We start from the raw sequence: 25,553 nt of genomic DNA, 5'->3' as shown, positions 1-25,553 counted from the left end.
TTGAGAGCGGGCTGGGGTCAGCGTGTGCCTGCTCCGAGGTCGATGCCCAGGGCGGTGGCGATGTCGTGACCGCAGTGAGCTAGGCGGCGCATGGTCTCGGGTCGCATGCCGGTGGTCAGGCAGGTCGTCAGCAGGGTCGCCATGGCGTGGGTCGGGTCGGCGTGGTGGGCGGCCTGCACGGCGATCCCGGCGAGGACGCCGTCGCCGCGGATGTAGGCGCTGTATCCGAGAAGTGTTGCGGCGTCGGCTCGGTCGGTGCCCGAGGTCGCGTGTGAGAGGGCCAGCCACAGGCGTTCGGCGGCGTCGGCGTGCTCACCGACGGCGAGCCCGAACAAGGCGTCGCGCACCACCCGGTCCCGCAGTGCCACCGCTAGATCAGCGAATTCGGGGGCAGTCGGTGTCGTGCCGGAGTCGGTGTCGGCGATCTGGCACAGCACCCGCTCGAGCGTTTGCCGGTGATAGGCGTCGGGATCGCCAGAGCGGACGGCCGCGGCATACCGGTCGTGCGCCGCCGCGACCGATTGTTCGAGGTGCACGGCGACTTGAGCGGTCAGCTCGGTGTCGGGGGCGAGTAGATCGGTCAGCTGTGATCGTGTGGCTCGGATCGCTCGCCCGTGGAACACGTGCGCGGCGGTGACCATGGAGGCTGCCGGATCCGGCAGTGTCCCATGATGTTCGGTGTCAAGCAGGCTCCACCATTGCTGGTTCGCTTCGATTGATCGCACCGCCCACGCCCCGGCCAGCAGCACCTGATGGTCGGCGAGCAATTGTGCGAACGCCTCGATCAACCCGGCGTGGCCCCTCGCACGCGTGTGGTGCCGGTCAGGGGCCGGGTGTGGTGGTAGCGCCCGGTCATCGACGATCACCGCCAGTATCTCCGCCGAGCCCTCCGTGGCGCAGATGCGGGCGACGGCCTCGGCGTAGGCTGCTGCCGACCCCGGTCGTTCGTCACCGTAGCTGTCGAGGTACAGGTCGAACCGTGCCACCGCATCGATGATCGGAGCGCCGTCGGGGTCCGGTGTGTCCTGCAGCAGCGTGACCAGGAGCGAGCGTTCGGGTACGAACCCGACCATCGCGGGCACCGCCACGATCAATTCGCCGGGATCGTTCACATGCAAGGCATTCGATGCAAAGGCATCCTGGGCAGGTTCACCCGGATCGGATATTCCCGGGTCGATAGGCTGGGATCGGGCATCGTCATCGGTGTTGTCGGACATGGGATTTCGTCCCAACCTTCCTGCGTCGGTGGCTCACGGACTGTGGTGGTCACGGGGTTTGCGGAGACCGGCAGACGACGCGGTTACCGCCGTGATGTCGTCGCCGAGGACAGGGCAAGGCAGATAAGGCCACCCGCTGGCGCGCGAGGACTCGAACGTTCAGCGAGCGGAGGCGATCCGATCGCCGTGCACGAACAGGACGGCATGGGGAGTCCACAGTGCCGAGGTGAGTGCCGATCGATTCCTGGTCGCTGGGGTCGGGCTTGTTCGCGGCGGCATTTGATGTCGGCCAAGGCGATCCGAATCGACCACGAGACTTCTGGCCTGGCGGACACCGCCGAGCGAGTTCGCCTATGAGATCGAAGCACTGCGCTGCGCGCCTGCGATGGGCGCCTGCGATGGGCGGGAGGTTACCGGTGATGGGTCAACGCATGCCGCAGCGATGCGGGGACTGTGGCTGGTTGTTCACCGGCTCAGCGGTTTCGGTGCTGTCGGCCTGACACTCCCGCGAACGAGTGTGTGCCAGCGGCTTCGGTGTGGTCACTACGAATGGCTTGCGCCGCCGAGGAGTTCGCGTGCGGCGATGAGCGCGGCGAGTAGATCCATCGGCCGGTCACCGGTGTCGGTGGGTGTGGCGTCGCGGATCTTGCGAAGTTTCAACAGGCGGGCATTGCGGATGTCGATACCGAGCGCGGGTGCGACGCTGTCGTTGCCTGGGGCGGAGACGATGGTGTAGTCCAACAGCGCCAGCCATGCCTCATACCAGGCTTCGGCGGGCTGACCTTCCCGCGACGGTGTCGTGGAGGCGTGTTCGGTCACGGCCCATCGGGCGCCGCCGCAGTCGGGGGCGGCACAGCGGGTCAGGCGTTCGCCGAGCCGGGCCGGGTTGTATCGGCTGCTGCGCCCGTCCAGCATCGGGCACACGCGCCGGGAATAGTGCCCGCATTCGGGATTTATCTCGACACCCGGATCGGGTGGTGAGGCAGACCTGCGTGGGTTGGATCGGCTGCTTGGCCTGTGGACGAACGTTAGCGTATCGATTCGTCTCGGGGGTCGAGTTCGGTTAGCAGAGTTTGGAGTCGCGCTGCAATAGCGTTGTGCCGCTCGACTTCTCGAGACCATCCGTGGCTGAGAGCGTCCTTGGCGAGGTTGCGCTCCAGACAGAGCCGTTCGTTGAGCCGGGGAATGTATTCGGCGGTGGTGAGGAATTTGGAGCAGGTGAGGAAGAGATCGCATTCGCAGGGGCCTTCCTCGGGCAGGCGCAGGCAGTGGCCGAGTTCGAGTGCGGTCTTGTAATAGTTGCTTTGCAGCCAGTCGATTGTGGTTCGGGGAAGTTCGTTGTTGCGGAGGGCCGCCGCGGCGGGCCCGGCGATGCGGGCGCCTGGTTGGAGTGCGTCTTTGTAGTCCTGGAGCACGGTGGTGTCGGTGATGCGAGCGTAGATCAAGCTCATGGTGCTGCTGGAGTGCCCGAGGATCGACATGATGGTCTGCAGGCGGGCTCCTTGCTCGGCGAGTTGGGTGCCGACGGTGTGCCGGAATCGGTGGGAGGTAACGAGTTTGGCTCCGGTGTGGTCGACGAGGCCGGAGTTGTCGCAGGCGGTGCGGAGGGCGGAGTCGAATAGCCGGTGGTCGGACATGAGACGTCCGCGGATCTGGAAGATGTAGTGGGTTGGTTTGCCGGTGACCTCGTCGATGAGCGGTCGTTGTTTGCGATGGCGGGTCGCGTTGATGCATTCGCGCAGTGCGTCGGCGGCCTCGGAGTGCAGTGGGACGACGCGTTCGGTGTATGTCTTTCCGGCTGGGATCCGCAGGCGCGGATGCCCGTCTGGGTAGGTGTCTAGGCAGTCGAGTTCCAAGCGTCGGATCTCGCTGCGGCGCGGTCCGACCCAGCGGGCAATCAGGTTGGCTGCGCGCTGGTAGGGATCCTTGAGGGCGCGGATCTGTTCCTCGATTGCTGCGAGTTGGTCGGCGGGCAGATAGCGCGGGACTCGCTCGACGATCTTGGGTAGGTCGAGATGGCTGAGTAGGGGCCGGTTGGGAATTCCGTCCCATTGCCAGGCCAGGGTTTTGCGGAGAAATACGTTGAGCACGGAGATCGTCGAACGGCGGGTCTCGATACTGACCGGCACGCCGGTGCGGTAGTGGTAGTAGTCGGTGTTGACCCAGGTCATGAACTGCTCGAGGTGCTCACGGGTTAGGTGCGCGAAGCTGGTGACCTCGGGGTGGTGGCGGGCCAACCACGCGGTGAAGGTGTGCAGGCGTCCGCGGACGTTACCGCGCACGCGGTCGCGGTTGGGTACCGTGCGGTCGAGGTAGCGTTCGATGATCTGTTCCATCTCGGCGGTTGCCTTGGGCAGCGCGTGCTGTTGGGTCAGCCGGTGGGAGATGATCCGTGGCGCTTGGTCGATGACGCCGAGACCGTGGAGCACGACGTGCGCGACGTGCGGGTAGGTCCGAGTTGATCGGCGCCAGTGGACGCTGTCCGCATCCGTGGTCGGTGGCCGCAATTGCTGCAGATCGGGGCGCTGCCCGACGGTGATGATCTGCTCACGTAGCTGCTCGATCCGCGTGGTGTCGATCATTTCCCATCGGGAGTCGTTGTTGGCCAGCGCGATTCGGACACAGGCCCACTGCAATGATCGGCGCCCGACATTTGGTGCGTAGCCGATCCGCTCGGCCTCCTTCGCTGGGATGTCGAGCCATCTCGGCCCGAATCCCAGAGCGACACCGCTGCGGTTGGCGAGGTCGGGGAATGGGTGCACCACCAGCCACGGGTAGTCGAGTGTCAGTCGCCCGTCCATGGCCAGTGCACACATGTAGAACCGCTGCGCGACGGTCCGTTCGCGCTGATGGTTGGTCGCACCGACCGGCCAGTGCACCAGTCGCTTGGCCAGCGGGGCATGGCGCCATTTGGTGAGGTCGGGCCAGCGGGCGATGGCGTCCTTTCGGCCCAGCCGCTTATCGGTCTTGGCTTGGCTGGGGAATGAGGTTCCCGCCAGCAGTTCGTTGTATTCGCTTTCGGTGAAGTGCTGCAACCATTTCGGGCTGTCCGAGGACGCTGGAGCCGTCATCGCTGGGCCTCCGAGTGTGATCGTGTCGTGGCGGCGATGTAGTCGGCGAGAACTTCACTGTCGCTGATCCGGGTATAGAGGCGGGTCGACTCGGGGGAGGCATGACCGAGCCGCTTCTGCAGGGTCAGTTCTCTCATCCCGGATTCCCACATCGAGGTCGCGTGGGTGTGGCGTAGAGCGTGCGGGGTGGTCCATGGGGTCCGGATGCCGAGACGGTCGCAGCATCGGCTGAACACGCGCCACAACGCTTGATAGCTGAGCGGTTCACCGCGTCGAGAGCCGTTGCCGCCCAGAAGGAATAGGTAAGGGGAGCCGGTGTGCTGGGGGCGTTCGTGCATGACATAGTCGCTGACCGCGGCCAATGTCCGAGGGGCGTGCAGGTCCACGACACGGTCGCTGCGGGATTTCTGCCGTGCGCCCCGAGGATGATCGCCGCGGTGGCGCACGTAGACCCGGCGGCGCCCGTATTCCACGTCTTCGGGAATACGGATCCCCAGGACTTCGCCGGGGCGCAGACCTCCATCGAGCATCAGCAGTACCGCGGCGCGATCTCGTCTGGTGCGGAGCAGGGCCAGCAGACCATCGATATCGTCGGTGGCCATGGGCCGCGGTAGTGCCCGGACGGTCTTGACCCGTACTGCGCGGCGCACCGGCTGCTGTCGGCTGGCACGGCCCATGAACGGGCGGTGCCGATCGGGCACGCGCGCGAGCGCGTGGTCATCGACCTTCCGAATGGGGTTCTCCGCAGTGTATTCCTCGATGAGGATGACGAATTCGAAGAAGCTGGACACTGCGGCGAGGGTTCGGTTGATCGAGGCCGGGGACCGTCGGACGCCGATTCCTTGAGCGTTGGCCGTGACCGCGGCGAGCGTCTGACGTTTTCCTGGCGTCTTGACCGGGAGGCGCACCATATAGTCGAGAAAGTCCGTGATCACCGCCGGTCCGACGGATGCGATGCCGAGGAACCGTTCTGCCAGGAATCGATAGAAGTGGGTCAGATCTCGGGCATAGGCGACGACGGTGTTCGGTGAAAGCCCCCTGTTGTGTAGATGTCGCAGGAACCTGTTGGCTAACTCGATATCGGCGTGCTCACCAACGAGTTCCCACAGAATGATGCCGGTCTCGTCAATGACTCGGGCAGCGCGCAAGTGATCTCCTCGGGAAGAACGGTCGCCGCCGATCCTTCCGCGCACAATCACACAGCACCGGTGCGGCCCCAGGTGTCGAGATAACCTGATGGACACCGGGCTCGACCGCGATTCCGCGCAGGTAATCGCTGGGCCGCAGATACAGCACGACCCGGTCGCCGAACGGTTCGCCGTAGATCTGGAGGGGTTGCCCGCAGACCTGGCAGAGTTTGCGGGTCAACGCGTGCAGTCGACGGACGGGATCGAGGGCTCCCCACACCGGGTGGCTGCGATCGCGGTGCGCCAGCGTGATGTATGGAACCACGAGCCCGTGCGAGGTCGGCGCGTGCATCAACCGCATCGGCATCGCAGGGTGTACAGGTGTGTGCGTGCGGCGGGGAGGCGGGGGTGTCGGTCATGGTCACCTCGAATCTGGTTGTGGCGCACCGAGACCGTTCGGTGCGTGACGGACGCCAGGCGGATCAGGGGTCGCGGACAGGGCGATCGTGGTGATCCGGTCAGGGGTTGCGGGACTGTGGATGCGCACATATATGTGGGCGGTGCGCGCACCAGGGGTGGTCGCTGGCTCGGCTTGCCAGGGACCGAACCGGTCCTCGTCGAGGTCGGGGAGGTTGGTTTCGATCCAGGCCAGCAGCTGCTGGCCGGTGGCGATCACACCGAGATCCAGCGGCCGCCGGTGCGCGGGTCGTGGTCGTGCAGGTCGACCACGGCGAAGGTTGTGGTGGCGGTGATGGGGTGTAGGTGGATATCGCGTACTCGTATCGGGGTGTGGGCTGGATTCATGCGAATTCGCGCCTTTCGTCAAGGGAGTCACTACCGCGAGACCGATGGCGGTGTGAGGAATGGGTTGGGGTTCAGGCGGTTTCGAGGTCGAACAGGTCGGCGTAGCGTTCCTCACCGTCGTAGGACGGGCAGTCGCATTGGGGGAACACGCGTAGGCAGTCGGCGCAGAACCCGCAGACCACGCAGTGCGGGCCGGTGGGGTCGTCGTTGAATTCGCCGCATTCGCTGCAGTAGCCCCAGTAGTCGGTGGCGTGGTTGGCCCACGGTGCGGGTAGGTAGGTGTGGTTGGAGTACCAGCTGCCCTGGTCCCAATGCCCGCGGTATTCGTTGAAGATATAGGCGGGATGCTTGTAGGCGGGGTCGACGGTGAGTAGCACCATCTTGTCCAGGCCGAGCCAATCTTCCAGCCGCGCACGTCCGGCCCAGGAATCCAGTGACCCGAACGGGCGCCGCGGCAGGAACTCCTCGGCAGCGATGCGGGTGTCCGAGCGCAGATCACCCGGGGCGGGGTGCACGTTCTCGGGCAGGATCCCGTTGTGCGCGAGCACCGTTCGCTCATCGCCACCGACCAGGAACGGGTGACAGTTGTCGGCCGTGCGTGGTCCGTGGGTGGCCAGGCGGGAGTGGAACAACGCTGTCCCGTTCGGGTATTGGTTTCGGAGGGCGGCGAATTCGGTGATCATCGTCTCGGCGTCGAGGCCGCGTCCGACCGTGATGGTGTTGCCGGTGATGATGGCGTAGCCGTGACCGTGGGGGTTGGCCAGCGCGCCACCGCGCAGGGCATCGAGGTTTGGGTTGATGCCGGGTTTGACGAAGGTCAGGATGCACATGCCAGGTCCTCCAGTTCGGACAGAAGCGGTGAATACTGCGGGCGGCCACGAAGCCAGGAGGTGAAGGCGCTCCATTCCCAGCCGCGGCGGCGCGCGATATCGCCCGCAGTCAGAGAGCGGGTGTATTCCACGGATGCAGCCGCGAAGGCTAGGGCGGCTTGCACCTGTTGTTGCTGTAGGGAGCTGGCGAAGATGCGTAGTTCGAAGGTGTGTTCGGGGCGTACGTTGATGGCGTGGTAGCGGCCCGCGCCCCGTTCACCCTTGGCGAAATCGAGGACCTTCGAGCGCGCGTGCGGGGAGAACTCCGCCCAGCTGGACGATCGGCGCGCCAACCTGGTGACCTGAGTCTGGTTGCGGTACACGAATTTCAGCCACCGGTAGGCGTGGGCGGGGGAGTCGAACCCATCACGGGAGAGGTGGATGTGGATGCCCACGTCGCTGTCGGTGTAGCAGCCCAGCAACCGCAGCCGGGCCAGCAACCCCCACGGAAACTCCGTGCGCGCATATTCGTAGGACATGGGGTGGGTGACCAGTTCGAACCCGCACGGGCTGATCGAGGAATCCTCCTTCAGGTAAGCGAGGTCACCGAGGTGTGCCAGCGCGGTATCGACGGCATTGTCGAAAATGGCTGTGGGGGTTTTGATTTCGAGTTCGAGCCCCAGGAACAGCGGCCCGGTGCCGTGGAAGCGGGGCTGGGGTTTGTAGTCGTAGCCGTAGACCTCCGGGTGCTCAGGGCGGGTGCAGTCCTGGCAGTAGGTGTCGTCGTAGGGGATGAGGTCGAAGCATTCGGCGCATTCGCGGTAGTCCTCGTCGAGGCAGGTGTCGCAGACTCGGTTTCCGCCGTGGACGCCGTAGGTGTCGGTGCACAGCCGGGCGCAGTCGTCGCAGGTTTGGTAGTCGCCGACGCAGTTGCCGCAGATTTCGCGGCCACCGACCGCGGTCGTGGTGGTGCGGCTGTAGGCGTGGCAGTCCGCGCACCGCCCCCATCCGGACACACACCGCCCGCACAGCAGGGTGTCGTCGCTGGTGAGGTGCGGGCTGCGGGTGCGCCCGCCGCAGTCGACGCACACCGACAGGTCATCGACACAGGAGGCGCACAGGCATTCGCCATCGACGGTCCTAGTGAGGTTCGCGATCGGGAACCGATCAGAACATTGCGAGCACGCCGAGTCGGCCACAACGGATGCGGGCATGACGGGAGACCTTTCGGTGAAATGGAAAGAACCCCGTGCCCAGCGGGATTCGCTGGGCGCGGGGTTCGCAGGGACAAATCAGCGGCGGATACGGCTCACGGCGATCTCGGCAGCCGGTGCGACGTGGAGGACGTCAGGACAAGCCGGCCGCGTGGAGGCGGGGGACCACCAGCGCGATGGTCCCCGGCGCACTCGCAGTCGGGGAACACGGTGTCGCAGTCGAAGCACCACCCGCACCGGCTGCAATAGCGGCCGTTGCGGTCGAAGTCGACGTTCAGGCAGGACCGGCACAGAACGCGGCGAACCGGACGGCACGGCCGTGGCTGGTAGCTGGTGTTGGAGTACCAGATGCCGCCATCCCACCGCCCGGCCTGTTCGCCGAAGAGGTAGGCGCTGTGGCGATAGGCGGGATCGACAGTGAGGATTACCAGCTTGCTGCTGCCCAGCCAGGACTCGAGCCCTCGTGTGCCGCGGTGGGTGTCGATCGACCCGAACGGATGCCGAGCCAGGTATTCCTCGGCCGCGATACGGGTGTCCGAGCGGGGATCATAGGGGCCGGGATGGACGCGTTTGGGAAGAGTCCCGTTGTGCGCCAGCACCGTTCGTGGGTCATCGCCGAGGCGGAACGGATGACAGTTCGCCACCGTGCGGTCGCCGTGGGTGGCGTATCGGGAATGGAACAACGCCGCCCACCGCGGATAGCGTGTACGCACCGCGGCGAAGTGGTCGATCACAGTCGTGGCGTCCATGCCGTGGCCGGTGATGATGCGGGTCCCCGCGATGACGGCGAAACCGTGACCGTGCGGGTTCACCCTCGCCCCGACCGACAAGGCGACCGGATCTGGTGGTGTGCCGGGCGGGTAGTAGGTCAGCAAGCACACGACAGGTCCTCTAACTCCGCCAGCAGCGGCTGGTAGAGGCCACGGTGTTGGATGAGCCAGGCGGCGAAGCGCGGCCATTCCCATGCCCCGGCCCGCACATCAGCGACACGCAGGTCGCGGGTGTAGTCGATGGAGGCGGCGGTGAACGCCAACGCGGCCTGCACCTGCTGCACATTCAGCGAGGATGCGAAGACCCTGAGCTCCAGGGTTTTTCGTGGGTAGGGGTTGATCGCTTGATATCGGCTCAATCCCAATGCGTGCAGCGGGTCTTTGGCGGTGTCTTTGACCTTCGCTCGCGCTCGTTGATCGAAGGGTGCGTAGTGCGAGCGGCGGCGCGCGATCGTGGTGAGGGCGGACTCGTTGCGGTAGAGCATCTTCATCCACCGATAGATGTGGGCTGGCGAGTTGAATCCGGCACGGCTGGCGTGGATATGCAGCCCGACGTCGGTGTTGGTCTCACAACCCAACTCCGCGAGCTGACTGAGTAGCGGCCACGGGAACTCGCCGATCGCGTAGTCATACGACATCGGGTGAGTCACCAACTCAAACCCACCAGGCTCGATCGAGGAATCCCGCTTCAGGTACCCCGACAGCCCGAGGCGATCGCCGGCGAGGGTGACGCATTGCGGGTAGTGGTGTTCGGGGACAACGATTTCCAGTTCCATCCCCAGATACAGCGGCCCGTTCCCGTGGAAGCGTGGGTCGGGTTTGTAGCTGTAATTCCAGACGTGATGCGGGTGATCGCAGGTATCGCAATCCCCGCCGACACGGGTCAAGGTGCCGCAGCCACGGCAGTCCGAGTAATGCTCGGCACATCGACCACACACACGGCCGCCGCCGGATACGTAACGGCTGGTAGCGCTGAATCGGCTGCAACCGGTGCACAACTCGAAGAAGACCTCCGCGCAACGCCCACACACCACCTCACCGGAATCGGTGCGCTGATATGGGGCGGTCAGGCGCCGACAGGACACGCAACCGACCCACCCGGCGGTGCACCGTGCGCACAGCCGGTACTGCTCCGCGGTGTCGTTCACCGCGACGACCTGGTGACGGCAGCCATCGCAGCGCGGCAGATCCGGCAGACAGCGCTGGCAAACCCAGTGATCCTGAACTGGGTAACGGCGCCCGGAATCGGTCGACCGGCATACGACACACGACGCTGGAGGGGGAGGGGATTCGGGCATGGCGCAACACCTTCCGGACACGAAAGAACACCAGGCCCGAGCTGTGCTCGGGCCTGGCGTTCGGATCAGTGGGGGATTTCAGCTACTTGCTGGCAGATGGTGGAACGTCGGGGACAACCGAGATGTCTCGCTGGCGGTGTCCGCGTGAAGCGAAAGACACAGAATTAGAGCGGAATTGGACGGTGCAGCCGCACCGGGGTGAGGACTGATCGGGCGGCACAGCGATTGGGCAACGGAATTGCAGAAGACCAGATCCGTCACCGGCGGATCGGCGCGTATTCTGTTGGTTGGGGATTGACGCGCGGATCAGCCGGTTAGGGATCGGCATGAACGACAACATCGCGCCCCGTCGTGCCCGCGGCACTCGGTCACCAGAAGCCACCGAACGAATTCGACGCTCTCGAGCGCTGATCCGTGATCGCCGCGATGCCGCTCGCAAACGGGAACAGGCTGTCACCGCAGCGGCCACGCGGTACATCACCGCTTGGCAAGAGATCACGAACATCGAGCGGGCGCGTGATGACCGAATCGCTGCCCTGCATCAGCAGATAACAGCCGCGAAGCAGCGAGCGGCCACCGAAATAGCCGAGCACCGGCAACGGCAAGCGCACGCCGCCGCCACGATCCGCCAGCAAGGCAACACCGACGACGAAGTCGCCGAACTGCTCGAAATCACGCCCAAGCAGGCCCGCCAGCTAATAGCTGCCGCCAACGACACCGCGAAGACAGGCGCAGCAGTCCTCGGCTCAACCGGCGGTCGACCGAAGCCCGTCACCGCCGACCATCGCGCGCAGACCGGGCCGATCGTCGGCCCACAACCCACGCGCTCAGCAACTGATACTGCTCGAAAGACCTTACATTGCAACGAGATACCGCCGAACGGCAATATGGGGCAGTCCCCCGATCGGGGATAACACACTGGACGCTATTCCCATCGGGTGCGCGGATATCAGAGCGGACAAACAGCCAATACGAGCGGTAGCTACAGATATGCCGAAAGACGTGTACAGGACCAGTCCGATGTCGTCCGCTCCAGGTATTGTCCATCCACGAGTACATCGGTACCCATCCCAGCTGCGTTCTCCAGCCCAGACTTCGCAACCGGACATCGTCAGCCGTTAGATGTTGGCGTACCCACCGGCATTCCACACGACCCACGTGAAATGGTGCGAAGGTATTGCCTTGCGCGCAGGCACATTCGGGGCAGGTGAGTAGGGCCAGAAGCGCAGACCACACCCGATGGCAATACTGACCGGCGCGCCACACGGCATAAGCGGCGGTGCCGTGTCCCGGCGCGGCGCATAGTTGATCGTGAGGACGGTTTCCGCACCATGCGCTGACCGAACCGGCCGGGGTGTTGAGGGCAAATACGATGTCAGAGGGCTGAAGACAGTGCCCGCCGCAGCCAGCGGCACATACTCGATCGGCGGCGACCTGCCGGTCAACCGAATCGGTTACGGCACAATGCAACTCACTGGCACCGGTCACTGGGACAGCCCTGCCGAGGCCAACAAGGTCAGACAACTTCTGCGCGACGCCGTCGACCTCGGCTGCAACGACATCGACACCGCCGACGCCTACGGCCCGACCACCACCGAACACCTTATCCGCACGGCGCTGCACCCCTACCCAGACGAGCTGGTCATCGCTGCCAAAGGTGGCATGGCCAGCTAGACCTGACGGATGCGGCGGCGAACGAGCGTCTGGGTGGCGCAGAGGTTCGGCTGCGCCGACGCGACTTCGGAATCGCGGTGGTGACAGGTGACCTCCGAACCTGCGCGGACTCGGCGATCCGGTTGCTATTCGCCAGCGGCGGCTTGTGCGAATGGTAGGGGGCTGTGCCTGTCGGCGAGGGGTTAGGATGCGGGGCTGGAGCGCCATTTATGGGTGTCGATGGCGCGGGCGTGGCTAGTGGATCCCGCCGCGTCTCCAATGGCTAGCGCCTGATGCAGAACCAGGAACTCGCGTCGCGGACTGGCAGACCATTCACCTTCGCTGGCGATACGCTGGGCATTGTCGGAAGGTGAGCGCATGGTGCCCGGTGATCGCGCACATGCCCAGTGGATTGCGCACCGCTGATGGTCGATGATCCGCTGCGGACCCACCGTGACGAGAACATCCCCGTTGCGGTGGAGTTGGGCGCGTCCGGGTTCGAGAATGCCGAGGAGATCGGTCGCGGCGGTTTCGGTGTCGTGTATAGGTGCACGCAGGTGGCCTTGGATCGTACGGTCGCGGTAAAGGTGCTGACTGCGGAGTTGGACGCTGACAACCAGGAGCGGTTCTTTCGCGAGCAGCAAGCGATGGGCCGGCTTACCGGGCATCCGAACATCGTGACGGTGTTGCAGGTAGGTGTCACCGCGCGGGGGCGGCCCTATCTTGTGATGCCGTACCACCCGTTGGATTCACTGGATGCGTGGATCCGTCGGCAGGGGACTATGCCGACGGAAACGGTGTTGTGGGTCGGTGTGAAGATCGCCGGCGCGCTCGAGAGCGCACATCGGCTCGGTATCGTGCATCGAGATGTGAAGCCGGGAAATATTCTGCTCACCGACTACGGTGAGCCGGCGTTGACCGATTTTGGTATCGCGCGCATCGCCGGTGGGTTCGAGACGGCCACGGGCATCCTGACCGCATCCCCGGCATTCACCGCACCGGAGGTGCTCGGCGGCGACGCCGCGACACCGGCCGCGGATGTCTATGGGCTCGGTGCGACCCTGTTCTGCGCGCTGACCGGGCATGCCGCATACGAGCGTCGTAGTGGTGAGCAGGTGGTGGCGCAGTTTTTGCGGATCACCAGCCAGCCGGTGCCGGACCTACGCGAAAGCGGCATTCCCGATGACCTGTCGGCGGTTGTGGAATCGGCGATGAACCGCGATCCGCAAAAGCGGCCATCTGCGGCCGGGGTCGGCGAGACGATCCGGCAGGTGCAGCGGGAGCACGGATACCAAATCGCCGAGATGGCTGTGCACGGGACACCGGCTGCGGCCCCTGGGTTTCCGGAGCAGGCACCGATGCGGGTACCGGCTCCGTCGCAGACTACGGCGGGTCGTGGCAGTTCGGGTGAGTTGCCGCTCGAGTTGACCAGTTTCGTCGGCCGTCGCGCGGAGTTGGCGGAGATCAAGAATCTCTTGTCGGTGTCGCGGCTGGTGACGTTGGCCGGGATCGGTGGGGTCGGCAAGACCAGGCTGGCGCTGCGGGCGGCGTCGAATGCTCGCCGTGATTTCGCCGATGGTGTACGAGTTATCGAGCTCGCCGATGTGCGTGATCCGTCACTGCTGATCGACGTGGTGGCGGCCGCCCTGGGCCTGCGTGACGATTCGGCCCGGTCGATGCGGCAAGTGCTGGTCGAGTTTCTGCGCTCCAGGGAAGCGTTGCTTGTTTTGGACAATGGAGAGCAGGTCGTTGAGGCGTTGGCGAACCTGGTCGAGACATTGCTGTTGTCGTGTCCACGACTGCGGATTCTCGTGACGAGCCGGGAGCCGCTGGATATCGCCGGGGAGACTGTGGTGCGGGTGTCGCCGCTGACCATCCCTGGCCCGGATGGCGAGCCGACGCTGCGAGGACTGCCCAAGTATGACGCGGTGACATTGTTCGCCGAGCGTGCCGCGGCGGTTGTGCCGGGTTTCGAGGTCACTGCGGACAACGGGCCCGCTGTGGCTGGGATCTGTTCGCGCCTGGATGGATTGCCGCTGGCGATCGAATTGGCTGCGGCTCGGATACGCACGATGTCACCGGAACAAATCCTGGCGCGACTGACCGACCGATATGCGCTGCTGACCCGCGGCAGCCGCACCGCGCCGCAACGCCAGCAGACGCTGCGGTGGTGCATCGATTGGAGCTATCAGTTGTGCACGCCGATGGAGCAGCGGTTGTGGGCCCGGTTGTCGATATTCACCGGCGGCTTCGAACTAGACGCTGCCGAACAGGTGTGCGGTATCGAGTCGCCGCCGGCGGATTTGCTGGACGCTTTGTCGTCGCTGATGGATAGGTCGATCGTGAACCGGGAGGAGCTGGATGGTGTCGTGCGTTTCCGGATGCTCGAGACCGTGCGGGACTTCGGGCGGGAAAAGCTGCACGAGATCGGTGAATACCAGGATCTGCGTCGAGCGCATCGCGATTGGTGCCAGCGGCTGGCATTGGATGCCGAGGCCGAGTGGATCAGCGACCGGCAGCTCGACTGGCTCGCCCGGCTCGAGCGAGAGCAACCGAATCTGCGCGAGGCACTCGAGTTCTGTATATCCGATCGCAGCGCGGAATCGGCGGAGGCCGGGCAGCGCACCGCCGCGGCGCTGATGGTGTTCTGGACCTTTCGGGGGCTATTCGGGGAAGGTCGGCGCTGGCTCGACCGTGCCCTCGCCCATGCCGCCGCGCGGTCGATATCCGACCGTGTCAGGGCGCTTCATGCCAGCATTGCCATGGCTGCTGCGCAGCGCGACCTCCAGACGGCGGATTCGTTGCTGGAGCAGGCGCGTGCGCTCGCTGAACAGGACCGCACTCCTTTGACTCAGGCGCTGATCGCCTACGCCGACGGCCTCGTGGCGCTATATCGAGATGAACCCGCTCGCGCCGTTGCCTTCTTAGAGCGCGCCGTCGAGGAGCTCGGTTCGAATCAGCGAGGACATCTCCATATTGCGGCGTTGATGCTGCTCGCTTGGGCCCACGCATTGCGAGGCGATCCGCGCCGGGCGATCGAGTATCACCAGCGATTGCTCTCCATCACTGCAGCGTGCGGTGAATCGCTATTTCGGTCGACCGCGCTCTGGGGGCTCGGTATTACGGAATGGCAGCAGGGCGAGCGATCCCAAGCACAAGAGTCGCTGCAGGAATCACTGCGGGTCAACCGGCGCGTGCGCAGTCCGGTGGTTGTGGCGCTCGATCTCGAGGGGTTGGCCTGGACCGTTGCCGATGCCGAAGGTGAGCGTGCGGCTGTTCTGATGGGTGCGGTCGATAATCTGTTGCGCTCCGCCTCCGGTGTTTCGGTCTTCTTTCCAGAGTTGTCCCGGTCTCATGACGAGTGCGAGCACATGGTGCGTCGCGCACTCGGTGAACGACGATTCGATGCGGCGTTCCGGCGCGGCCAGGCGATGGGAATGACGGCTGCGGTGGCCTACGCACTGGGAGAGCGAACCGAGCGGATGCCGAATTCGAATCAGGCAGAGCTGACCAAGCGTGAGCGCCAGGTCGCCGACCTTGTGGCCCAAGGACTCACGAACAAGCAAATCGCTGCCAAGTTGGTGATCTCGCAACGCACCGCGGACGGGCATATCGAGCACATTCTGACCAAACTCGGCTTCACTTCCCGCGCCCAAATCGCCGCTTGGGTCGTGGGCCAATCACTGCAAGAGAGTTCTTGACTGCCTCGCCAGTGCGTAGAGGCTGACTCGCTCGATGTTCCGCTCTATGTGGTCGGACGACCATATAGATGACCTGGTTGACTTGATTATGTGGGGGTCATTAGAGTCTCATGACCGTCGGTCTGTGACGCATCACATAGGGATCTGCCAAGTTGTCGCGCAGGACGATGTGGGCCCGACGCGGTCTCGGACTTGGCTTTCCGGGAGGGGTTCAAACGGGCTGCCGTCGTATGGCAGAAGTCTGCAGCGGCGATGCGGCGCGAAGTTCATAGGTCGATGATCCGGACGGATTAGGTATTGACGCCACTTGGAGCACCTAGTTATATATATAACCACGATGTATGATTCCGATCACATCGTTCGATTCGGCTGTGCTGATGATCTGAAGGAGCCCTGATGGCAGACCTCATCTGCGCCTCGACGCACCTGATGGGTGGGTTCCTGGCGGAGCGATCGGATACGAACACGCGGGTAGGAAAAGGAGCCCTTCGATGACGTCCGCGCCGCCGTCGATCGCCGAGCAGGTGTCGGATGGCTTCGAACACTTGCCGAGTAGAGAGCCCGAGCTGAAGCGGGGCGGCGGCGAACGTCGCGTCATCACGTACTTCCGGGAGGCTCCGAAGCGTTCGCTCGCGACGATTGGAAGGTCAGCAGAACTCACTGCGGCAGTCGTACGGTATGCGGTTACCGGCTTGGTGCGATTCCGCCTGCCCGTGGGTGAAATCGTCGACCAGACTTGGTTGTTGCTCAAAGTCACCGCGCTGCCGGGGCTGCTGATGGCGATTCCGATCGGTGGTGAAGTGGCGGTTCAAGTCGGCGGCATCATGAATCAGGTCGGTGCGAACTCGCTCGCCGGCGCCGCCAGTGGCTTGGGCGTGGTGGGCCAGGGGGCGCCGATGGCGGCCGGAATGCTGATGAGTGGTGCGGCAGCGTCGGCGATCGCCTCGGACCTGGGGGCGCGGTCGATCCGAGAGGAGATCGACGCGATGCGGGTCATGGGAGTCGATCCGGTCGAGCGACTGGTCATGCCGCGCTTCCTTGCCATGATTGCGATCGCGCCGGTGCTCTGCATCATCATCATCGGAGCGGGCGTATTCGCTGGGCTGGCGATCTCGTCCAGCGTCAACCACGTTGTCCCGGGGAGCTTCTGGCAGACCTTCGGTGCGTTCGCGACACCGACGGATGTGCTCTTCGCTGTGATCAAGGCTTTGCTGTTCGCTGGGATCGTGGTCCTGATCGCAAGCCTGCGCGGCCTCGAAGCCAAAGGTGGGCCGAAAGGGGTCGCGGATGCGGTGAATGCTTCGGTTGTACTGAGCGTCTTCTGCATCTTCATGACGAACCTTTTGGTCAGTCAACTTCAGCAGATGTTCTTTCCATCGCACCTGGCATGATTATGGATACTTCGAACTACGCTTCATTTACAGCGAGATCAGTCCTCGGACGGTCCCTGCGCTCGGTACGACGTGGACTGGACAACATGCTCGGCGAGATCGGGCAGGTCACGGTCTTCGTCGGAAAGACGCTGTACCTTCTCCCGATAACCGTTCGCCACTATCGCAAGGCGACCCTCAAAACCATGAATCAAATGGCCTGGGGGAGTGGTTCGCTGATTGTCGACGGTGGTGTCATCAGCCTGATGTTCTTTCTGGGCATCGCGGTCGGCGCGGTCGTCGCGATCGAGTCGTTCACCGCTCTCAACCTGCTCGGGTTCGGTGCACTGAGCGGAATCATCGGATCGTTCGGCAACCTCCGCGTGATCGCTCCGATCATCACCGGCGTCGGATTCGCCGCGCAAGCCGGCTGCCGTATGACCGCGGAAATCGGCGCCATGCGGATCTCCGAGGAGATCGACGCCACAGAATCCATGGGTCTGCGCGCGATTCCGTTCGTGGTCGGCACCCGACTGATCGGAGGCATGCTGGTTGTACTCCCCGGATACCTGATGGCACTCGTGATCAGCTTCGTGACCGGCAGCATTGTCGTGAAGACGTTCCATACACAGCCAGCCGGAACATACGATCACTACTTCCGGATGTTCCTCAGCTTCCCGGACCTTGTTGCCTCGATTATCAAGGTCATGGTCTTCTGCGCCGCCGTTACCCTGATCCACTGCTACTACGGGTACTTCGCATCCGGCGGACCGGCCGGTGTCGGCGCCGCGTCCGGCCGGGCTATTCGAGCGAGCCTCGTTGTGATCGTGGTTCTTAACTTCGCTATGACCGTGGCCATCTGGGGGCTGAGTCCGGTCCTGATCTTCAAAGGATGACGATGAGCAAGGTCAGAAATCAGGACTTCATCCGCGGCAGCGATCGGCAGCAGGCGTGGCAGTTGAGGATCACCGCCGTATCGGTGATCGCGATGGTGGGCGTCTCTTTTGCCGGGTATGAGCTGATGTACCCGGTATTCCAGTCCAAAGACACCATCGATCTCGCCATCGATGTACCTGCGGTGGCACCTGGTGTCCACACCGGGACGAAGGTCATCCTGCGGGGAGCAGAGGTCGGTGAGGTATCGGAACTGACCCGTTCTGGCGACAACACAGTCCGTATGAACCTGTCCTTGCAACCGAGTGATGTAGGTGGCCTTACCGACGCGGTCGATGTCGATTTTCGGCCGGAGAACTACTTCGGGGTCACCGCCGTGAACTTAGGTGGGAAGAACGGGGGCGCGCCGCTCGCTTCGGGACAGGTCATCGATCGAACATCGGCCGGTGACTTCACGATGTCGACAATGATCGCGAAAGGCTCGATAGTCGTCGACGGCACGCTGACGAAATCGATGATCGATTCCCTGGACAAGGTTATCCGGTACACGGACGGATTGACTCCCATGATTCAGGCGGGGATTGTCTTCGCCAATCGGGTGGCGCAGACGCAGCAAGCGTTGCCCAGTACGCTTCTCTCGAATATGAACAACACTTTGGATGTCCTTCCCGGATTCAGTCAGGAGGCCATCGATGCGCTCTATGCCATGTATGACAATAATGCGAACAGAAATCCCGATGGTTCATTCGGGCACAGTGACGCATATTGGGCCGAGTTGGATGAGGGCATCGAACTAGTTCTCGGAAAACTATTTCTCACGACCGGAAACCTGTTGCAGTCACACAACACCGAACTGACCCCGATGACGCAGCTCGTGGCGGCACTTACAGGCGTAGTGCCGAACCTCCTGGACGGCGGCAACGCGGCAGCGAAGATTTCGGCTCTGGTCAATCGATACAACAAGGCATTCACCGGTCCCGACAACGCGAAAACGTTGAACCTTCGGCTGGTACTGGACAATCTGCCGGCCATTGCGACGCCATTGGAATTGACCGGCCTGCCTCAGCAGCCTCACGAGGAGACGCCGTGATGACTCATTCGGTTCGGGTCGTCGGCACCGCGATCAAACTGGCAATCGCGGCCATCATTGCCATCCTTTTGTTTGTGGTGGTCATCAACGCCATCAGGAATCCGGTCGACGGCGCGGTGGGTGCCTACACGGCAGACTTCACCGATGTTTCGGGACTGCATATCGATGGTGACGTGCGGAACAAAGGCGTGCTCATCGGAAAAGTCAAATCGATAAAACTGGTACGCCGCGGCGGACAGACCCTCGCGGAGGTCGGACTTACGCTCCAGAAGCCGTATGAGTTGACCGCGAACAGCGTGCTCGCCGTCAAATATCAGAACCTCACCGGCGTACGCTACGTCGATCTGGCCGTCCCGCAAGATCCCGGTGGGCCGATCGATCATATGACGGCCGACAAGACCAAGCCGTCCTTCGACATCACCCAGCTTTTCAACGGCCTGCAGCCGGTGTTGAACACCATGAGCACCGATGAGGTCAACAAGTTCACGCAGAACGCCATCTCACTGCTCCAGGGAGACGGCGGCGGGCTTGCGCCCATGCTCGACAGCGTGCAAACGTTGGCGAATTATGCACATGATCGCGAACAAGTGATATCGGTCCTTACCGCGAACCTGAATCGCCTCGCCGGCACAATGGGCGGCAAATCGTCCGATTTGATCGACTTTCTCCATTCGCTGGCTTATGCGGTCGGACAAGCGATGACCGTACTGGATCTGTTCAACAAGACGGCAGACTTCGGGCCGGGTTTCACTCGTCCAATCGACCAGATGCTGATAGAGCTCGGTTTGTCTCCGGAATTGAATATCGACAAGTTGTTGAGCAGTGCGTTCTCGTCGGTGCCGGCGGCGGCCGAGTCGCTGCGGCTGTTACCAGGTGCGTTCGCCGGCCTGCAGGTTCCGGCTCTCAAGGCGGATTCCGGCGCAATGTCGTGCAGCAATGGACTCGCGAAACTCCCGACTGACGTGAAGGTTCTTCTGAATGGTAGCGAGGTCGTGATATGCAACCCACACTGAGCGGACGTTCGCACCCGGTCGGATTCCCCGTCGCCGTGCTGCGGAAGATCAAGAACAACACCGTCCTGCTCGGCGGCACGGTGGTCGTCGTAGCCGTCGTTGTGCTGATCGCTGCGGTGGCGGTGTACCTGCACCCGTTCGGCCGCAGGACGATCGCGTTCGAGACGACCGATGCAGCATCGCTGACCGTCGGCGAGGAGGTCCGCATAGCGGGCGTAAGTGTCGGAAAGGTCGCTGGCCTCGCGATCCAACCGACTACGGTCCGAGTCGACCTCAGCATCGACAGCGACGCATTCGTAGGAACGGATTCCTTGGTGGATGTTCGCATGCTGACCCCCGTCGGTGGCTATGCAGTCACGCTGATACCGGTCGGTGCGAAGCCGCTCGGGAGCCATAGTGTGATCCCCGTCGAACATGTCACGGTCCCCTATTCGATCGCCGACGTGCTGCAGTCAGCGCCGAACGTGACGGACAAGGTCGACGGCGGGACCATCGATGCGAACGTCGATCAACTTGCCGACGCGCTGCAACACAATCCGACCTCGGTCAAATCGATCATCGATGGGTTGAACAGCATTGCCACCGTGATGGATCGGCAGCGAAGCCAGGTGCACCAGATCATGAACTTTGGTGCTGAATATCTCCAGACCTTCAATCAGAGTAGGGAATTCATATTCGAGCTGTTGCGTCAATCGGAGATCGTTGTTTCGAGATATGTCGCCACGCATGAAGGATTCGATGAGGCATATCAGCGCCTCGGCGACATCTTGAACAGGGTGCAACCGTTCCTCGAGTTCTACGTCGGCCACAAGGACGAATTACTTGCCGCTGTCACGAAAGCCCGGGATGCGATCGGGGATTTCCAGAATATCCTCGGTCCCGCCTTGGACAGCATGAAGGCGCTGCAGGCACAGCTCGAAAACTGGCTCGGCCCAGACGGTTTGAAGGCAATCGGCGGTGGCGCGCTGTTGGCTTCTAATATTTGTATCCCTACCCCAGGGCGGACCTGTTGAGATGACCAAGAAGCGTAAGGCTGCAGTAGCCGCTCTTGCCACGGCTGTCGCTGTTTCCGGCGGAGGCGGCTGCACATTGGCTGTAGGCTCACACAATTCGTCGAGTCGCCAATATTGTGCCGAGATGCCGGATGCGGTCGGCTTGTATGCGGGCAACCCAGTCACACAAATGGGATTCACCGTCGGCAAGGTCGATGAAGTCGTGTCCAAGGGAGACCACGTCGAAGTCACCTTCGCGTTGAACGGAGGACGGCGGTACCCCCCAGATGTCAAGGCGGTGACGCGATCAAAGTCGCTGCTTGCCGATCGCAGTCTCGAGCTGGTCGGCAACTATGTGTCGGGCCCTCAATTGACAAGGGATAAGTGCATCGCGCTGGACCATACCTTCGTGCCCAAGAGCATCTCGCAGATCGCGGGATCGGCCGCGGACTTCATCGACGCCGTCGCTCCGTCGAATGGCAAGCAGAGCCTGCAGAACGCGCTGAGCGGGCTGGATGCGGCATTGAACGGTAACGGTAAGGCTGCAGAAACGCTTATGCGTAATGCGGCGTCCGCCATGTCGAGTCCGGATCAGATGATAGCCGACTTCGGCACGGCAATCGTGAACATGGCTCCACTGACGGATGAGTCACTGCGGAATTGGTCGTCCATTCGCTCGGTACTCGACCAGGCGCCGACGGTCGTCAGTGCGGTCCCCAATGATCTGCTACCCGGTGTCACGAAACTCAGTATCGGTACCGGCTGGGTGATCAAAGTTCTCTACGACATTCAGCAACATTATGCCGACCTGCTCTGGCCGGCAGTTCACGTCGGCTTGACTTCCGTCATCCATCTTGCAGCTACCCGGTCGAAGGACATTGCCTCACTGCTGGAGTCGATCCCATCCATCGCCGCTTTCATGCGACAACAGGCGAATGACGGCGCCACGGGCTTGACGATGGCGTACGCACCCCCGAACGTTCAGGTCGACGGTGGCGGTCCGGTTGCGGTGACGTCACTGCTCGATCTTGTGCTGGAGAAGGGAAGTCGATGAAACTGCGCAGGAAACTGGCTGCACGGGCAGGCGCGGTTCTGCTGTGCTGTGCAACTATCTCGACTGCGTCGTGTTCCCTTGGGCCGCAGGACATACCGATGCTCGGGTCTCGAGCGCCGGGTGACGGTGATCGCATCCATCTGCAGTTCGACAACGTGATGAACCTGCCCGCTGGTGCATACGTCATGCTGGACGGATTGCGGGTCGGAAAAGTGGAGAAGGTCGCTGTCACGGGGGCCGACGTGACGGTGACCGCGGTGCTGACCGAGGGGACCCACGTCCCGTCCGATGTGCACGCGACGATTCGCCAGGACACTCTCCTGGGGGATACGTACATCGGGCTCGACCGTGATCCGAACGAGCTGGCGGGGAAATTCCTTCCTCCGGGCGGAACAGTGCCGCAGACCCGTACCTCCTCTCCTCCTCAGCCGGAGGACACGATGGCGGTGCTTGCCTACTTCGTGAACGGTGGCAGCATCCAGAAAATCCAAGACACGATGTCGCGTATCAATGCGGTGATGCCCGCGGTGGCCGAGCTCCAGAGGCTGTCCACAGTCCTTACCGGTGATTTTCACGATCTGGCACAGAATACCGACGAGATCGACAGGTTGCTGTCCGGCTTCGACCGGACAGCAACCTCGATAAGCGGCAAGTCGGACACATTGAACTTGGTCCTGTTCAACGACACCGCGCTGAACTACTGGCGGCAGTCCGACAGAGTGCTTCTCGGCCGTGTCAGTACCGGTCTGCCGTCGATTGGCAGTCTCTTCTTCGGCGGTTATTGGATGGTTCCAATGCTCGATTCACTTGCCGACACCGTTCATACGGGCCGTGGCATGTGGGATACCACACCGGAGGCGGTGGATCGAGTTGCGACCTTTCTCCGGACTGTCGTCCTACCCTTCGCTCAGCACCCGTCGGTCAATATCCGATCGGTGGAATCGGCTAACGGTGACCAGTTGGTAGGCGATATGGAGAACCTCTTGCGGATGTTGGGGGCAATGAAATGATCAGCCGGACCGTGTTTTCGGTGGCCGGGATGACTGTTATCGCATTCGGTTCCTTCGCATATCTCTTCAACGCGGGCATGCCCATTCCAGTCCACGAGAACGACTATTCGGTAACCATGTCGGTCTCGGATACCAATGGCCTGGTCGTCGGATCGCCGGTGCTGCTGCGCGGAATACCGATCGGCAGCATCTCGAAGGTCAGCTCCTCGGTCGCAGCCATTACCGTTGAATGGAATTTCAACAAAAAGTACCGGATTCCAGCCGACAGCGCGTATCGAGTCGACAACCTCTCGGCGCTGGGCGAGAGTTACCTTGCGGTGGTTCCGGCACACGAATCCGGTCCCTACCTGTCGGACCATTCCGTCGTGGAGACCACGAAGGTGGTCGTGCCGACCACCATCAAGGAGCTGTCGGTCCGGCTAACCAGAATGCTGGAACAGGTAGACCCGGCGCGAATCGGCGAGATCTTCCGCGAAATGAATATCGCGCTTCCGGAGGATGTACAGGTTCTGGGCAATCTTTCGCATGCCGGCGAGCTGTTGGCGATTGTCGTCACCCGGCAGTCGGACGCATTGAGCAAGCTGCTGAGCGCCCTTCAGCCGCTGCTGCTCGACAGCGCGTGGATGCCCGGCGACCTCGCTCAGGCCGGACAAGGTGCACCTGCGACCGGTCTGGCGTTCAGCCGGCTCTACGACTCCTTCGACCGGAACCTCACCTTCTCACCGCTTGTGGCGAGCGTTCGCGACGGCACGGGTCCATTCCTGGCGGAACTGCAGAAATTCCTGGACAACAATGCGGCTGATTTGCACACCCTGGGCGTTGATCTGCTGCCTGCTGCCCGAGCAGGCGCCGCGTCGTTGATGACGGTCAACGTTGGCCAATTGCTCGACAATGCGCTCGCGGCCGCGGATTCGGGCGACAGCATTACTCTGCATGTTCGCACTCCTGGGAGGTGACTGTGCCATCGAAATCCAATCTCTGATCACAGATGCCGAAATCAGAATCTCCCGACAAAGGACATGAGTAATGACAAGCAAATCCGCGGTGACAGACGAAACCGAAATCGCTGACCAGGAGAAAGTCCCCAGTCCAGCGGAGGAGAAGCGATCCGCCAAGCTCGGCGCAGCCGTGCGCCGCGGCGCACGGATCGGAGACTCGGCGATCAAGCTCAAGACCGTCGTATCCAGTGCCCTGATTCTTGTTGTCATCGCGGGGTTGGGTGTCCTCGGCTGGCAGGTACACGCCAAGGCCGATGAACTCGATCACCTGCACGGCCGAGCTGCCGATGCCACGCACGCTGAAAATGCCGCGCTCGACTATGCGACCGGCGCGGCCGAGATGGATTTTCACGACCTCGCATCCTGGCGAACAAGATTGACCAAAGGCACCACTCCGGAACTTTCGAACCGCCTGACTCAGGCAGCGACGTCCATGGAGCAGATCATCGCGCCGCTTCAATGGACGTCATCCGCGAAGCCCATCGCCGCGAAGGTCCGCTCCGACGCGAACGGAACCTACTCGGTCGACTGCTTCGTGAGTGTCACCACAAAGAACTCGCAGGCCCCCGACGGTATCAATTCGACCGCCACCTACCGGATCACCATCGATGGCAATCGGAATTGGATCATCACCGACATCGCAGGCATCGACTCGGCCCTGTCCGCGAAGTAGGGTCGTCAGCCCATGATGTCGTGAACCTTTGTCTTCTCGTTGCCGCTCAGCATCAACGAGCCGGCGTGTTCGATGTGGCTGCGCCAGTGGGTTTCGGCGGCGGCGCTATCGCGCTCCTGGACCAGTTCGATCAGGCGCTGATAGGAGCGCAGCATTCGATCGTAGTTCGTCTCCAAGAGCGCACTGTCGCTGTTCGCGAGGATAGCGGCGGTGTGATGTTCGGTGATTTCATGCAGCATGCCCGCGATGATCGCCAAAGTCGAGTTGCCCGACAGTTCAACCAGCCGCAGATGAAATGCCGCCGAGGCGTGAGCCAGGTTGCCTGAACCCCAGCGGTCCGGAAAGTTTCCCACCATTTGCGCCAGCTCCTTGTGGGCCTCATCGGTACCGGTGACAGCCAGGATCCCGGCAGCGACGGGTTCGATGGCGGCACGCGCGGTCATGACGTCGGCGAGGGTCGCGCCCTGCAGTTCGAGCAGGAGACAGGCGGGCCGTGCGAGGATTTCGGCTCCGGGAATGCACACGCGTGCGCCGGTCCGAGAACCCTGCCGCACCTCGACCAGCCGCTCGGATTCGAGCAGCCTTACTGCCTCGCGTAGCGTAGGCCGACTGACCTGGAAGTGGGTCATGAGCTCGGCTTCGTGAGGCAGGAAATCACCTTCCTGGAGTCGGCCGTCCACAATCATGCGGCGCAGTGTGCGCGCGAGGATCTCTGCCGTCTTAGGTGTGCGCACCCCTTTGCTGGCCAGGGGCTGTGCCGCAGCGGAATCGATTGCCTTCTGTACGGGCATCGAG

24 protein-coding genes are annotated in these 25,553 nt (G+C 62.9%); 11 read left to right on the top strand and 13 right to left on the bottom strand.

Annotated elements, in window-relative coordinates; genetic code table 11:
• Positions 1-17 precede the first annotated feature (17 nt).
• From ACFYOW_RS16845 to ACFYOW_RS16790, 12 genes are all read right to left on the bottom strand, one after another.
• Positions 18-1,217, bottom strand: a complete 1,200-nt coding sequence (locus ACFYOW_RS16845) for a DUF4192 domain-containing protein (protein WP_387288757.1) — start codon at positions 1,215-1,217, stop codon at positions 18-20.
• A gap of 543 nt (positions 1,218-1,760) precedes the next feature.
• On the bottom strand, positions 1,761-2,132 hold the full coding sequence (locus ACFYOW_RS16840; RefSeq protein WP_387288755.1) for a hypothetical protein: 372 nt from the start codon (positions 2,130-2,132) through the stop codon (positions 1,761-1,763).
• A gap of 113 nt (positions 2,133-2,245) precedes the next feature.
• Positions 2,246-4,288, bottom strand: coding sequence for a tyrosine-type recombinase/integrase (locus ACFYOW_RS16835; RefSeq protein WP_387288753.1), 2,043 nt, complete (start codon positions 4,286-4,288; stop codon positions 2,246-2,248).
• Positions 4,285-5,436 (bottom strand): tyrosine-type recombinase/integrase, encoded by a 1,152-nt coding sequence (locus ACFYOW_RS16830; RefSeq protein ID WP_387288751.1) that lies wholly within the window; start codon positions 5,434-5,436, stop codon positions 4,285-4,287. Before ACFYOW_RS16830 ends, ACFYOW_RS16835 begins: the two co-directional genes overlap by 4 nt.
• On the bottom strand, positions 5,414-5,767 hold the full coding sequence (locus ACFYOW_RS16825; protein WP_387288750.1) for a hypothetical protein: 354 nt from the start codon (positions 5,765-5,767) through the stop codon (positions 5,414-5,416). Before ACFYOW_RS16825 ends, ACFYOW_RS16830 begins: the two co-directional genes overlap by 23 nt.
• Positions 5,768-5,836: 69 nt before the next feature.
• On the bottom strand, positions 5,837-6,091 hold the full coding sequence (locus ACFYOW_RS16820; protein WP_387288748.1) for a hypothetical protein: 255 nt from the start codon (positions 6,089-6,091) through the stop codon (positions 5,837-5,839).
• Complete coding sequence (locus tag ACFYOW_RS16815) at positions 6,088-6,219, bottom strand: hypothetical protein (RefSeq protein WP_387288746.1); 132 nt, start codon at positions 6,217-6,219, stop codon at positions 6,088-6,090. The genes ACFYOW_RS16820 and ACFYOW_RS16815 overlap by 4 nt, the downstream gene beginning before the upstream one ends.
• Positions 6,220-6,290: 71 nt before the next feature.
• Complete coding sequence (locus ACFYOW_RS16810) at positions 6,291-7,049, bottom strand: hypothetical protein (protein ID WP_387288744.1); 759 nt, start codon at positions 7,047-7,049, stop codon at positions 6,291-6,293.
• Complete coding sequence (locus ACFYOW_RS16805; RefSeq protein WP_387288742.1) at positions 7,037-8,242, bottom strand: hypothetical protein; 1,206 nt, start codon at positions 8,240-8,242, stop codon at positions 7,037-7,039. Before ACFYOW_RS16805 ends, ACFYOW_RS16810 begins: the two co-directional genes overlap by 13 nt.
• 95 nt (positions 8,243-8,337) lie before the next feature.
• Entirely contained in the window at positions 8,338-9,123 is a 786-nt protein-coding gene (locus ACFYOW_RS16800; protein WP_387288740.1) for a hypothetical protein, read from the bottom strand.
• The gene (locus ACFYOW_RS16795) at positions 9,111-9,899 is read right to left on the bottom strand and encodes a hypothetical protein (RefSeq protein WP_387288738.1); all 789 of its coding nucleotides are present in this window, start codon (positions 9,897-9,899) and stop codon (positions 9,111-9,113) included. Before ACFYOW_RS16795 ends, ACFYOW_RS16800 begins: the two co-directional genes overlap by 13 nt.
• Positions 9,900-10,678: 779 nt before the next feature.
• Positions 10,679-10,945, bottom strand: coding sequence for a hypothetical protein (locus ACFYOW_RS16790; RefSeq protein WP_387288736.1), 267 nt, complete (start codon positions 10,943-10,945; stop codon positions 10,679-10,681).
• Between the two features lie 757 nt (positions 10,946-11,702).
• Here ACFYOW_RS16790 and ACFYOW_RS16785 point away from each other — a divergent pair.
• From ACFYOW_RS16785 to ACFYOW_RS16735, 11 genes are all read left to right on the top strand, one after another.
• Positions 11,703-11,984 carry an aldo/keto reductase gene (locus tag ACFYOW_RS16785; protein ID WP_387288734.1) on the top strand — a complete coding sequence of 94 codons (282 nt, stop codon included), beginning with the start codon at positions 11,703-11,705 and terminating at the stop codon, positions 11,982-11,984.
• Positions 11,985-12,388: 404 nt separating this feature from the next.
• Positions 12,389-15,664, top strand: a complete 3,276-nt coding sequence (locus tag ACFYOW_RS16780) for a protein kinase (protein ID WP_387288732.1) — start codon at positions 12,389-12,391, stop codon at positions 15,662-15,664.
• Positions 15,665-16,155: 491 nt separating this feature from the next.
• On the top strand, positions 16,156-17,055 hold the full coding sequence (locus tag ACFYOW_RS16775) for an MlaE family ABC transporter permease (RefSeq protein ID WP_387288730.1): 900 nt from the start codon (positions 16,156-16,158) through the stop codon (positions 17,053-17,055).
• 86 nt (positions 17,056-17,141) lie between these two features.
• A complete protein-coding gene (locus ACFYOW_RS16770; protein WP_387288728.1) occupies positions 17,142-17,930 on the top strand; it encodes an MlaE family ABC transporter permease in 789 nt (262 codons plus the stop codon).
• 2 nt (positions 17,931-17,932) lie between these two features.
• On the top strand, positions 17,933-19,018 hold the full coding sequence (locus ACFYOW_RS16765; protein WP_387288727.1) for an MlaD family protein: 1,086 nt from the start codon (positions 17,933-17,935) through the stop codon (positions 19,016-19,018).
• Positions 19,018-20,031: an MlaD family protein gene (locus ACFYOW_RS16760; protein ID WP_387288725.1), complete on the top strand. Its 1,014-nt coding sequence runs from the start codon at positions 19,018-19,020 to the stop codon at positions 20,029-20,031. The genes ACFYOW_RS16765 and ACFYOW_RS16760 overlap by 1 nt, the downstream gene beginning before the upstream one ends.
• A gap of 35 nt (positions 20,032-20,066) precedes the next feature.
• Entirely contained in the window at positions 20,067-21,044 is a 978-nt protein-coding gene (locus ACFYOW_RS16755; RefSeq protein ID WP_387288723.1) for an MlaD family protein, read from the top strand.
• A gap of 1 nt (position 21,045) precedes the next feature.
• Positions 21,046-22,077, top strand: coding sequence for an MlaD family protein (locus ACFYOW_RS16750; protein ID WP_387288721.1), 1,032 nt, complete (start codon positions 21,046-21,048; stop codon positions 22,075-22,077).
• Positions 22,074-23,087: an MlaD family protein gene (locus ACFYOW_RS16745; RefSeq protein WP_387288720.1), complete on the top strand. Its 1,014-nt coding sequence runs from the start codon at positions 22,074-22,076 to the stop codon at positions 23,085-23,087. The genes ACFYOW_RS16750 and ACFYOW_RS16745 overlap by 4 nt, the downstream gene beginning before the upstream one ends.
• A 29-nt stretch (positions 23,088-23,116) precedes the next feature.
• Positions 23,117-24,043: an MlaD family protein gene (locus tag ACFYOW_RS16740; protein WP_387288718.1), complete on the top strand. Its 927-nt coding sequence runs from the start codon at positions 23,117-23,119 to the stop codon at positions 24,041-24,043.
• A 70-nt stretch (positions 24,044-24,113) separates the two neighbouring features.
• Positions 24,114-24,758, top strand: a complete 645-nt coding sequence (locus ACFYOW_RS16735) for a hypothetical protein (protein ID WP_387288716.1) — start codon at positions 24,114-24,116, stop codon at positions 24,756-24,758.
• A 5-nt stretch (positions 24,759-24,763) separates the two neighbouring features.
• Here the strand turns inward: ACFYOW_RS16735 and ACFYOW_RS16730 are convergent, their stop codons facing one another.
• Positions 24,764-25,549 carry a FadR/GntR family transcriptional regulator gene (locus ACFYOW_RS16730; RefSeq protein ID WP_387288714.1) on the bottom strand — a complete coding sequence of 262 codons (786 nt, stop codon included), beginning with the start codon at positions 25,547-25,549 and terminating at the stop codon, positions 24,764-24,766.
• Positions 25,550-25,553 lie beyond the last annotated feature (4 nt).

Origin of the sequence: Nocardia sp. NPDC006982, assembly GCF_042869435.1 — a bacterium.
Classification (GTDB): Bacteria; Actinomycetota; Actinomycetes; order Mycobacteriales; family Mycobacteriaceae; genus Nocardia.
This window is presented reverse-complemented; position numbering and strand designations above follow the sequence as displayed.

Coding starts and splice junctions, on each gene's coding strand:
- ACFYOW_RS16845 (WP_387288757.1), bottom strand. CDS start 1,217: ATGTCCGACAACACCGATGACGATGCCCGATCCCAGCCTATCGACCCG.
- ACFYOW_RS16840 (WP_387288755.1), bottom strand. CDS start 2,132: ATGCTGGACGGGCGCAGCAGCCGATACAACCCGGCCCGGCTCGGCGAA.
- ACFYOW_RS16835 (WP_387288753.1), bottom strand. CDS start 4,288: ATGACGGCTCCAGCGTCCTCGGACAGCCCGAAATGGTTGCAGCACTTC.
- ACFYOW_RS16825 (WP_387288750.1), bottom strand. CDS start 5,767: ATGCACGCGCCGACCTCGCACGGGCTCGTGGTTCCATACATCACGCTG.
- ACFYOW_RS16815 (WP_387288746.1), bottom strand. CDS start 6,219: ATGAATCCAGCCCACACCCCGATACGAGTACGCGATATCCACCTACAC.
- ACFYOW_RS16810 (WP_387288744.1), bottom strand. CDS start 7,049: ATGTGCATCCTGACCTTCGTCAAACCCGGCATCAACCCAAACCTCGAT.
- ACFYOW_RS16805 (WP_387288742.1), bottom strand. CDS start 8,242: ATGCCCGCATCCGTTGTGGCCGACTCGGCGTGCTCGCAATGTTCTGAT.
- ACFYOW_RS16780 (WP_387288732.1), top strand. CDS start 12,389: ATGGTCGATGATCCGCTGCGGACCCACCGTGACGAGAACATCCCCGTT.
- ACFYOW_RS16775 (WP_387288730.1), top strand. CDS start 16,156: ATGACGTCCGCGCCGCCGTCGATCGCCGAGCAGGTGTCGGATGGCTTC.
- ACFYOW_RS16770 (WP_387288728.1), top strand. CDS start 17,142: ATGCTCGGCGAGATCGGGCAGGTCACGGTCTTCGTCGGAAAGACGCTG.
- ACFYOW_RS16765 (WP_387288727.1), top strand. CDS start 17,933: ATGAGCAAGGTCAGAAATCAGGACTTCATCCGCGGCAGCGATCGGCAG.
- ACFYOW_RS16760 (WP_387288725.1), top strand. CDS start 19,018: ATGACTCATTCGGTTCGGGTCGTCGGCACCGCGATCAAACTGGCAATC.
- ACFYOW_RS16750 (WP_387288721.1), top strand. CDS start 21,046: ATGACCAAGAAGCGTAAGGCTGCAGTAGCCGCTCTTGCCACGGCTGTC.
- ACFYOW_RS16745 (WP_387288720.1), top strand. CDS start 22,074: ATGAAACTGCGCAGGAAACTGGCTGCACGGGCAGGCGCGGTTCTGCTG.
- ACFYOW_RS16740 (WP_387288718.1), top strand. CDS start 23,117: ATGACTGTTATCGCATTCGGTTCCTTCGCATATCTCTTCAACGCGGGC.
- ACFYOW_RS16735 (WP_387288716.1), top strand. CDS start 24,114: ATGACAAGCAAATCCGCGGTGACAGACGAAACCGAAATCGCTGACCAG.
- ACFYOW_RS16730 (WP_387288714.1), bottom strand. CDS start 25,549: ATGCCCGTACAGAAGGCAATCGATTCCGCTGCGGCACAGCCCCTGGCC.